Here is an 8,336-nt window from a genome sequence, read left to right as displayed (position 1 = left end):
CCGGGCGATGTGTTCTACCTGCACTCCCGCCTGCTGGAGCGCGCCGCCAAGCTGAACGAAGACAACGGTTCGGGCTCGCTGACGGCTCTGCCGATCATCGAAACCCAGGCCAACGACGTGTCGGCCTACATCCCGACCAACGTGATCTCGATCACCGACGGCCAGATCTTCCTGGAAACCGACCTGTTCTACCAGGGCATCCGCCCGGCCGTGAACGTCGGCATCTCGGTGTCGCGCGTCGGTTCGTCGGCCCAGATCAAGGCCATGAAGCAAGTGGCCGGCGCGATTAAGGGCGAACTGGCCCAGTATCGCGAAATGGCCGCCTTCGCCAAGTTCGGCTCGGACCTGGACGCTTCGACCCAGAAGCTGCTGGCCCGCGGCGAGCGCCTGACCGAGCTGCTGAAGCAGCCGCAATACGCGCCGCAAGCCGTCGAAGAGCAGGTCTGCGTGATCTACGCCGGCACGCGCGGCTATCTGGACAAGATCCCGACCTCGTCGGTCCGCCGGTTTGAAAGCGAGCTGCTGGCTCGCCTGCACAGCCAGCACAAGGACCTGCTGGACGGCATCCGCACCAAGAAGGCCCTCGACAAGGACCTGGAGAACACGCTGAAGAGCGTGCTCGACAGCTTCTCGGCGACCTTCGCCTAAGGCGATCGATGGCTGATCACCCCAAATCCTTGGACGCATGGTCCGGCGAGTTCGGCGACCGCTACACGCAACGTAGCGGCGCTGAAGCCGAGGTCGTTCGCGGCCGTGCGCGGGTTTGGGGCGAGGTGCTTCGGCGCATGACCGGCGACATGCCCAAGAGCGTCCTGGAAGTGGGGCCCAACGTCGGTCTCAACCTCCTGGGCCTTCAGGCCCTGTCGAACATGGAGCAATGGGCCATCGAGCCCAATGCTTCGGCCCGCAAGCAATTGGTCGAGAACGGCGTCCTGCCGGCCGAGCGGTTGTTCGAGGGTTTCGGTCACAGCATCCCGCTGGCCGACGGCGCGGTGGACATGGCCTTCACGGCCGGCGTCCTGATCCACGTCGATCCCAGCCAGCTGGAAGCGACGATGCGCGAAGTGCACCGCGTGGCTTCCAAGTACGTCTTCTGCTCCGAGTATTTTTCGCCGAAGGCCGAAACGATTACCTACCGTGGCGAACAAGATCTTCTGTTCAAGAACGATTTTGGCTCGCTCTACATGGATATGTTCCCAGACCTGCAGCTGGTCGATTACGGATTCTTCTGGAGAAGAACGACCGTGATGGATGACTGCACCTGGTGGTTGTTTAGGAAGGTCTGATAGGCGGATGGCAAGCCTAAAGGAAATGCGCAATCGGATCGCAAGCGTCAAGGCGACGCAGAAGATCACGAAAGCGATGCAGATGGTGGCGGCGGCCAAGCTCCGCCGTAGCCAAGACGCCGCGGAAGCCGCGCGCCCCTATGCGCGCCGGCTGAAGAACGTCATCGCCAACCTGGCGGCCGGCGTGTCGGGCGACGGGGCTCCGGCCCTGCTGGCGGGCACCGGCCGTGACCAGCGCCACCTGATCATCGTCGCCGCCGCCGATCGCGGCCTGGCCGGCGGCTTCACCTCGTCGATCGTCCGCGCCGCGCGCGAGCGGATCGACAGCCTGGTCGCCCAGGGCAAGGACGTGAAGATCGTCTGCGTCGGCAAGAAGGCCACCGCCCAGCTGCGCCGGCTCTATGCCGACCGCATCGTCGAGAATTTCGACCTGTCGGCCTATCGCCAGTTCACCCTGACGGTCGCCCAGCCCATCGCCGACGTCGTCACCAAGCTCTACGAAGCCGGCGACGTGGACGTGGTCACCCTGTTCTACAGCCGCTTCAAGTCGGTGGTTCAACAGATCCCGACCGCCCTGCAGCTGATCCCGGCCGTGGTTGAGGGCGCGGAAGCGACCTCGGGTCCGTCCGCCGTCTACGAGTACGAACCCTCGGAAGAGGAAATCCTCGAGACCCTGCTGCCGCGCAACCTGACGGTCCAGATCCTGTCGGCCCTGCTCGACAACATGGCCGGCTTCTACGCCAGCCAGATGACGGCGATGGACAACGCCACGCGCAACGCCGGCGACATGATCAAGCGCTACACCCTCGAATATAACCGCTCCCGCCAGGCTCAGATCACCAAGGAGCTGATCGAGATCATCTCCGGCGCCGAAGCCGTCTGATCCTGAACCCAACCATAAAACGCCCGCAGAAGACGCACGAAAGATCCTGAACGCCATGGCCAAGACCCCCGCTAAGGCTCCCGCCGCCGCTGCAAAGCCGGCCGCCGTGAAGAAGCCCGCCGCTCCGAAGGCTGCCGCTGCCGCTGCCCCCAAGGCCGCCGCCGCCAAAGCCGCTCCCAAGGCCGCCGCCCCGAAGGCCGCCGCGACCCGCGAAAAGCCCGCCACGATCGGCGCGGCCACCGGCAAGCTGGTGCAGGTCATCGGCGCCGTCGTCGACGTCGAGTTCACCGGCGAACTGCCGGCGATCCTGAACGCGCTGGAGACGGTCAACACCGCCTCGGGCCAGCGCCTGGTGTTCGAAGTCGCCCAGCACCTGGGTCAGAACACCGTCCGCGCCATCGCCATGGACGCCACCGAGGGCCTGGTCCGCGGCCAGGCCGTGCGCGACACCGGCGCGTCGATCCGGGTTCCGGTCGGTCCGGGCACCCTGGGCCGCATCATGAACGTCATCGGCGAGCCGATCGACGAGCAGGGCCCGATCAAGTCGGACATCTTCCGCACGATCCACCGCGACGCGCCTTCGTTCGCCGAGCAGACCAACACCGCTGAAGTGCTGGTCACCGGCATCAAGGTCATCGACCTGATGTGCCCCTACACCAAGGGCGGCAAGATCGGCCTGTTCGGCGGCGCCGGCGTCGGCAAGACCGTGACGATGCAGGAACTGATCAACAACATCGCCAAGGCTTACGGCGGTTATTCGGTTCTGGCCGGCGTGGGCGAACGCACCCGCGAAGGCAACGACCTCTATCACGAGATGATCGAGTCCAACGTCAACGTGGACCCGAAGATCAACGGCTCGACCGAAGGCTCGCGTTGCGCCCTGGTCTACGGCCAGATGAACGAACCCCCGGGCGCCCGCGCCCGCGTGGCGCTGACGGGCCTGTCGATCGCGGAATACTTCCGCGATGAAGAAGGCAAGGACGTGCTGCTGTTCGTCGACAACATCTTCCGCTTCACCCAGGCCGGCGCCGAAGTGTCGGCTCTGCTGGGCCGCATCCCCTCGGCCGTGGGCTATCAGCCCACCCTGGCCACCGAGATGGGCAACCTGCAGGAGCGCATCACCTCGACCAACAAGGGTTCGATCACCTCGGTCCAGGCCATCTACGTGCCCGCCGACGACCTGACCGACCCGGCGCCCGCCGCCTCGTTCGCCCACTTGGACGCCACCACCGTTCTGTCGCGCGACATCGCCGCCCAGGCCATCTTCCCCGCCGTCGATCCGCTGGACTCGACCTCGCGGATCATGGACCCGCTGGTCATCGGCGAAGAGCACTACAACGTGGCCCGTTCGGTCCAGGAAGTGCTGCAGCAGTACAAGGCCCTGAAGGACATCATCGCCATCCTGGGCATGGACGAGCTGTCGGAAGAGGACAAGCTGACGGTCGCCCGCGCCCGCAAGATCCAGCGCTTCCTGTCCCAGCCGTTCCACGTCGCCGAGCAGTTCACCAACACGCCTGGCGCCTTCGTCCAGCTGAAGGACACCATCCGCTCGTTCAAGGGCATCGTGGACGGCGAGTACGACCACCTGCCGGAAGCCGCCTTCTACATGGTCGGCCCGATCGAAGAAGCGGTGGCCAAGGCTGAAAAGCTGGCCGGCGAAGCGTAATGACCGACGAACACGAGCTGATCAACTTCTGCTGCGAAGAGCTCGAGGATGCGGTGTCTTCGGATCCCGAAGACGCGCTGATCGAGCACGACAGCGGGTTGATCCTGCTCAACCTGGGTCAACGGGAAGCGGACGGCGAAACCGGCGTGGTGCTGGCCACCATCCGCTTCTGCCCGTTCTGCGGAACCGAGATCCAGACCGACGAAGACATCGAGGCGGCGCTCGGCGCCGTGGAGATCATCGAATAATGGCCAAGCTGCACTTTTCCCTCGTCGCGCCCGAGCGTGAACTGTTCTCGGCGGACGTCGACCAGGTCGATGCTCCGGGCACGGAAGGCGATTTCGGCGTCCTGCCGAACCACGCGCCGTTCATGACCACCCTGCGCGAAGGCCGGGTCACGGTTCGCGACGGTTCGACCGTGCGGCTGTTCGACATCCAGGGCGGCTTCGCCGACGTCGGTCCCGACGGCTTCACGATCCTGGCCGAACACGCGGTCGAAGCGGCCTAGCGGCGGCTTTCCTCACGAAGACTTTGGCGGCCCGGACTTGAAAGCGTCCGGGCCGTTTCGCGTCTGGAGCATCGCAGGACAGCGGGAGGCCCCGCCGCCGTCACTCGGCCGCCCAACTGGACGCCGGACAGTAGCGGTCGATGAAGGCCTGGTGCTGCGGCAGGCGTTCCACCGCGCTGGTGATGTTGCGGCTCAGATCGTCGAGCGCCTGCTTTAGTTGCTCGGGCGGCATCAGGCGGCCCATGTGGTGATGGCCCTGGGGCCGCAGCCTTTGGCCCAGCATCACCTGCAGCCATGAGTCCACCTGGAACAGCTCGCCGGGCGCCTGGAAGACCTGGCCGTTCTCGCGGAACAGGTCCAGGCGATGGGCCAGGCTGTCGGGGATTTCCTGGGTCCGGCAGTGGTTCCAGAACGGGCTGTCGGTGCGTTCGGTGACGTTGTAGTGCAGCACGATGAAGTCGCGGATCTTCTCGATCTCGTCGTTGGCGAGATTGTTGAAGCGGTCGCTGATCGAGTCGTTGCAGCCCTGGAACGGGAACAGCTGCAGCAGGCGATGGATGGCGATCATGATCATGTGGATCGAGGTCGACTCCAGCGGTTCGATGAACCCGGCGGCCAGGCCCAGCGAGACGACGTTCTTGTGCCAGGCCTTGTGGCGGCGGCCGGCGCGGAACTTGATCAGCTTGGGCTCGATCAGCATCTCGCCCTCGATCATGTCGTGGAGCATCGCCAGCCCCTCGTCGTCGCTCATGAACTGGCTGGAATAGACGAGGCCGTTGCCGACGCGGCCCTGCAACGGGATGCCCCACAGCCATCCGGCCTTGTGGGCGATCGCGCGGGTGTAGGGCCCGGGCGGAACGGTCGAGCTGGTCTGCACCGCCCAGGCGCGGTCGTTGGGCAGCCACTTGCCGTAGTCTTCGAAGCCGACGCCCAGCGCACCATTGATCAGCAAGCCTCGGAAACCGGTGCAGTCGATGAAGAGATCGCCCTCGATCACCTCGCCCGACTCCAGCACCAGCGCCTCGATGTGTCCGTCGTCGGCGCGTTGCTTGACGCTGGTGATCTTGCCTTCGACGCGGCGGACGCCCTTGTCCTCGCACTTCCGGCGCAGGTAGCGGCCATAGAGCGCGGCGTCGATGTGGTAGGCGAAGTTCACCGGCGAGTTTTCGTCGGTGTAGAACCTGTCCTGCTCAGCCGCCTTCAACTCCAGGCAATAGTCGCCGAGATCGCCGCCAAACCCCTGGGCTTGGGCTTCCAGCCAGAAGTGATGGAAGTGGCCGAGCCAGTTGGACTTTCCAATCTGACCGAAGGAGTGGATGTAGCGGTCGCCGATCTGCCCCCAATTCTCGAACGATATGCCCAGCTTGAAAGTCGCCTGGGTGGCGGCCATGAACTCGCGCTCGTCCAGCTTGAGCAAGGCGTTGAATGTCCGGGCGGTCGGGACCGTCGATTCCCCCACGCCCACCGTGCCGATCTCGTCGGACTCGACCAGGGTGATGTCGAGCAGCGGCCCCAGTTGCCGCGACAGCGCCGCGGCGGCCATCCAGCCGGCCGAACCACCGCCGGCGACGATCACCTTTCTCACAGCCTGACCACTCATGCGCTTCCCCACTTTGTTCTTGGCCCGCGCGTTCGCGAAGGTCGTTTGCCCAAGCAGATACCCGGCCGGACGACGTCGCAAGCAGAAATTCGGTAGCGCTACCAATCCAGAGTCCTTGGCGGAAAGCTGGCCGACAGCGTTGTCCAGGTCGCCGGACCGTTCGTGTCGCCACGTCCGGGATGAAACGCGACGAAGACGCGCGTGCAATCGCCCGCGTTCTGCCCCCGCGGCCTCCCGCCGCGCCCTTCAGGCGAGAAAATTACGCTTGTGACCCATTCTCCGCCTTAATCCGTCACCATAAGGGTTGCGAGGGAACGCCTGTCGGTTTTAATGCCGACCTCTTGCCTAACGGGGATAACTCGACCATGCGCCTTGCGCTCGCCAGCCTGATTGCTCTCGGCGCGGTTTCGACCGCCGTCGCCCAGGAGCAAACCGCTCCGACTGCTCCGACCGCTCCCGCCCCGGCCGCTGCTCCCGCAGCCGCGCCGGCGACGCAGACGCCCGCCGCCCCGACCGACACCCTGACGGGCACGCCCGCGGTGGCCGCGCCGCCGGCCCAAGCCGCGCCGGAATATGTCGAGCCGACCCGTGGTCCGCCCACCACCGATCCGGTCTCGCTGCAGCTGCTGGGCGTGCTGGACAAGGTCTGCAAGCCGGCCGTGGTCGGCGGCGACTTCCCGAGCCTGGCCAAGGCGGCCGGGATGAAGAAGAAAAAAGAGCAGTGGGTGATGGATATCGGCAAGCCGTATTCGATCGCCATCGACAACCCGGGCAGCAACAAGAACGTCTGCACCGTCACCATCCAGTACGCCCAGGGCGACGCCCAGGCCCAGCATCTGGCCAACGCCCTGCACGATTGGGCGACCTGGGAGAACAAGCCGCAGCTTCGCCTGATCCGCAACGACCTCACGATCAGCGACGTCAAGCGCCTGACGGTCTCGTGGGACGACGCCTGGGCCGACGGTCATGCCGGCCTGGTCTATATGCGCCTGAAGAAGCTGGACGACAGCTCGATCGGCAAGAACTACGAGCAGGCCCAGGTCCTGTACAGCACCACCAGCCGCTAAGCGCGACGGATCGGGGCTTGCTCCCCAGTCCAGGGGTTCTATCTAGTCGAAGGCGCGGGGACGACCCCGCGCCTTTTGCTTTTCTCCGGGGACGACCCCGCTCTGAAGTCTGGGAGCCCGGTCATGGCCTGGATCATCCTCTTCATCGCCGGTCTGTTCGAGATCGGCTGGGCCGTGGGCCTGAAGTTCACCGAGGGCTTCACCCGTCCGATCCCCACCGTGCTGACCGGGATCAGTCTGGTCGCCTCGATGGGCCTGCTGGGCTGGGCGGTGAAGTCGTTGCCGCTGGGCACGGCCTATGCGGTCTGGACCGGCGTGGGCGCGGTCGGGACGGCCATTGTCGGCATCCTGCTGTTCAAGGAACCGGCCACGGCCGGGCGCCTGGTCTGCCTGGCGCTGATCGTCTCAGGCATCCTGGGGCTGAAGCTGTTCACGCCGGCCCACTGAGCCGGTCTAGGCCGCCACGCGGCTCTCGTCGGCGATGAAGTCCAGGCAGGTCTCGGCCACGGCCTCCCAGCCCGGCTCGCCGGGCAGCCAGTGGCTCATCGACGCGAAGACCTCGCAGGAGCCGCCCAGACGCGCGGCGGTCTGGCGGACGGTGGCCGGCGGATGGATCACGTCCTTGCCGCCGGCGATGGCCAGGGTCGGCACGCCCACGGGGCTGGCGCCGGTGGTCATGAACGGGTCCATGAACCAGTTGAGCGTTTCCCATAGCGCCCGGCCGCTCTCGGCGGTCATCCGGGCGTAGAGGACCTTGCGCTCGTCGCGGGGCAGGCGGTCCAGGGTGTAGCTCTCGACCACGCCGTAGTCGGGCGCCACGGCCTGCAGCCAATAGGGGCCCAGGGCATAGAAGCTGACGGCCGAAGCCGCCTCCTCCAGGGATGATCCCGTGATCCCCCACGGCGGAGACGGGGCCAGCAGGATCAATCGCGAGACGGGCGCGCGCGCCGCGGCCATCTGCGCCACCAGTCCGCCCATTGAGTGGCCGATCAGCACCGGCGGTTCCTCACAGGCCTCGCACAGGGCGGCGACCTGCTTGGCGTAGTCGATCATGGAACGGCCGGCGACCAGGGCGCCGTCGCCATGCCCCAGAAGGTCAGGGGTGTGGACGACGTGGCCGGCGGCCTCGAACGGTTGGCGGAACGAGTCGAACGTCCAGCCGCCGCAGAAGGCGCCGTGCACCATGATCACCGGAGTCGCCACGCGCGCCTCGCCCGCTGGCCCGGCCAAAGCGCCGGGCGAGCGGTGAGCCTACACGCTACTTCTTTGGCGCGGGTGAAGATTTGACGGTCGACTTTGACGCAGGGGCCTTGGCTGCCTTGGCGG

At 66.0% G+C, this 8,336-nt stretch carries 9 protein-coding genes and 1 pseudogene; 8 read left to right on the top strand and 2 right to left on the bottom strand.

All coding sequences use genetic code 11. The features are described from left to right. From WAL33_RS04820 to WAL33_RS04795, 6 genes and pseudogenes are all read left to right on the top strand, one after another. Window positions 1–648: pseudogene (locus WAL33_RS04820) on the top strand (F0F1 ATP synthase subunit alpha); the annotation flags it as partial. An 8-nt stretch (window positions 649–656) separates the two neighbouring features. Continuing rightward, window positions 657–1,286: a pseudaminic acid biosynthesis-associated methylase gene (locus WAL33_RS04815; protein WP_422179029.1), complete on the top strand. Its 630-nt coding sequence runs from the start codon at window positions 657–659 to the stop codon at window positions 1,284–1,286. A gap of 7 nt (window positions 1,287–1,293) precedes the next feature. Further along, window positions 1,294–2,169 carry a F0F1 ATP synthase subunit gamma gene (locus WAL33_RS04810; RefSeq protein ID WP_422179027.1) on the top strand — a complete coding sequence of 292 codons (876 nt, stop codon included), beginning with the start codon at window positions 1,294–1,296 and terminating at the stop codon, window positions 2,167–2,169. 55 nt (window positions 2,170–2,224) lie between these two features. Then, a complete protein-coding gene (gene atpD / locus WAL33_RS04805) occupies window positions 2,225–3,835 on the top strand; it encodes a F0F1 ATP synthase subunit beta (protein WP_422179025.1) in 1,611 nt (536 codons plus the stop codon). Further along, the gene (locus WAL33_RS04800; protein ID WP_422179023.1) at window positions 3,835–4,083 is read left to right on the top strand and encodes a hypothetical protein; all 249 of its coding nucleotides are present in this window, start codon (window positions 3,835–3,837) and stop codon (window positions 4,081–4,083) included. Before atpD ends, WAL33_RS04800 begins: the two co-directional genes overlap by 1 nt. After that, complete coding sequence (locus WAL33_RS04795; protein ID WP_422179021.1) at window positions 4,083–4,343, top strand: ATP synthase F1 subunit epsilon; 261 nt, start codon at window positions 4,083–4,085, stop codon at window positions 4,341–4,343. Before WAL33_RS04800 ends, WAL33_RS04795 begins: the two co-directional genes overlap by 1 nt. A gap of 100 nt (window positions 4,344–4,443) precedes the next feature. On the opposite strand, the gene WAL33_RS04790 is transcribed toward WAL33_RS04795, so the two are convergent. Beyond that, complete coding sequence (locus tag WAL33_RS04790; protein WP_422179019.1) at window positions 4,444–5,943, bottom strand: tryptophan halogenase family protein; 1,500 nt, start codon at window positions 5,941–5,943, stop codon at window positions 4,444–4,446. Window positions 5,944–6,308: 365 nt separating this feature from the next. Between WAL33_RS04790 and WAL33_RS04785 the strand changes: the two genes are divergently transcribed. Together WAL33_RS04785 and sugE are read left to right on the top strand one after the other, a co-directional pair. Further along, complete coding sequence (locus tag WAL33_RS04785) at window positions 6,309–7,010, top strand: hypothetical protein (RefSeq protein ID WP_422179017.1); 702 nt, start codon at window positions 6,309–6,311, stop codon at window positions 7,008–7,010. Window positions 7,011–7,133: 123 nt separating this feature from the next. After that, entirely contained in the window at window positions 7,134–7,457 is a 324-nt protein-coding gene (gene sugE, locus WAL33_RS04780; RefSeq protein WP_422179015.1) for a quaternary ammonium compound efflux SMR transporter SugE, read from the top strand. A 6-nt stretch (window positions 7,458–7,463) separates the two neighbouring features. Here sugE and WAL33_RS04775 read toward each other — a convergent pair whose 3' ends face one another. After that, window positions 7,464–8,213, bottom strand: coding sequence for an alpha/beta fold hydrolase (locus WAL33_RS04775; protein WP_422179013.1), 750 nt, complete (start codon window positions 8,211–8,213; stop codon window positions 7,464–7,466). Window positions 8,214–8,336 lie beyond the last annotated feature (123 nt).

It is taken from the genome of Caulobacter sp. (genome assembly GCF_049283275.1).
Classification (GTDB): Bacteria; Pseudomonadota; Alphaproteobacteria; order Caulobacterales; family Caulobacteraceae; genus Caulobacter.
This window is presented reverse-complemented; position numbering and strand designations above follow the sequence as displayed.

Bases quoted from the DNA above. Each gene is read 5' to 3' on its own strand.
- WAL33_RS04800 (WP_422179023.1), top strand. From the start codon at position 3,835: ATGACCGACGAACACGAGCTGATCAACTTCTGCTGCGAAGAGCTCGAG.
- atpD (WP_422179025.1), top strand. From the start codon at position 2,225: ATGGCCAAGACCCCCGCTAAGGCTCCCGCCGCCGCTGCAAAGCCGGCC.
- sugE (WP_422179015.1), top strand. From the start codon at position 7,134: ATGGCCTGGATCATCCTCTTCATCGCCGGTCTGTTCGAGATCGGCTGG.
- WAL33_RS04785 (WP_422179017.1), top strand. From the start codon at position 6,309: ATGCGCCTTGCGCTCGCCAGCCTGATTGCTCTCGGCGCGGTTTCGACC.
- WAL33_RS04795 (WP_422179021.1), top strand. From the start codon at position 4,083: ATGGCCAAGCTGCACTTTTCCCTCGTCGCGCCCGAGCGTGAACTGTTC.
- WAL33_RS04790 (WP_422179019.1), bottom strand. From the start codon at position 5,943: ATGAGTGGTCAGGCTGTGAGAAAGGTGATCGTCGCCGGCGGTGGTTCG.
- WAL33_RS04810 (WP_422179027.1), top strand. From the start codon at position 1,294: ATGGCAAGCCTAAAGGAAATGCGCAATCGGATCGCAAGCGTCAAGGCG.
- WAL33_RS04815 (WP_422179029.1), top strand. From the start codon at position 657: ATGGCTGATCACCCCAAATCCTTGGACGCATGGTCCGGCGAGTTCGGC.